Origin of the sequence: Vibrio sp. EA2 (assembly GCF_033042495.1) — a bacterium.
Classification (GTDB): Bacteria; Pseudomonadota; Gammaproteobacteria; order Enterobacterales; family Vibrionaceae; genus Vibrio.
Genome location: NZ_JAWLID010000052.1, coordinates 1 through 875, shown reverse-complemented (window position 1 = coordinate 875; position 875 = coordinate 1). Strand labels below are relative to the sequence as shown.

1 rRNA gene is annotated in these 875 nt (G+C 50.7%); it reads right to left on the bottom strand.

Features of this window, described 5'->3' with window-relative positions:
• A 23S ribosomal RNA gene (locus RXX31_RS24685) occupies window positions 1-875 on the bottom strand; the annotation flags it as partial.

Below are 875 nucleotides of genomic sequence, written 5' to 3'. Positions count from 1 at the left end.
ATTGCCGCAGCTTCGGTTTACTACTTAGCCCCGTTACATCTTCCGCGCAGGCCGACTCGACCAGTGAGCTATTACGCTTTCTTTAAATGATGGCTGCTTCTAAGCCAACATCCTGGCTGTCTGAGCCTTCCCACATCGTTTCCCACTTAGTAGTAATTTGGGACCTTAGCTGGCGGTCTGGGTTGTTTCCCTCTCCACGACGGACGTTAGCACCCGCCGTGTGTCTCCCGGATAGTACTTACTGGTATTCGGAGTTTGCAAAGGGTTGGTAAGTCGGGATGACCCCCTAGCCTTAACAGTGCTCTACCCCCAGTAGTATTCGTCCGAGGCGCTACCTAAATAGCTTTCGGGGAGAACCAGCTATCTCCAGGTTTGATTGGCCTTTCACCCCTAGCCACAAGTCATCCGCTAATTTTTCAACATTAGTCGGTTCGGTCCTCCAATTGATGTTACTCAATCTTCAACCTGCCCATGGCTAGATCACCTGGTTTCGGGTCTATATCCAGAGACTGAACGCCCAGTTAAGACTCGGTTTCCCTACGGCTCCCCTAGATGGTTAACCTTGCCACTGAATATAAGTCGCTGACCCATTATACAAAAGGTACGCAGTCACACCACGAAGGTGCTCCTACTGCTTGTACGTACACGGTTTCAGGTTCTATTTCACTCCCCTCACAGGGGTTCTTTTCGCCTTTCCCTCACGGTACTGGTTCACTATCGGTCAGTCAGTAGTATTTAGCCTTGGAGGATGGTCCCCCCATATTCAGACAGGATATCACGTGTCCCGCCCTACTCGATTTCACTGAACACACATCGTCAACTACGGGACTATCACCCTGTATCGTCGGCCTTTCCAGACCGTTCGTCTAACGTGT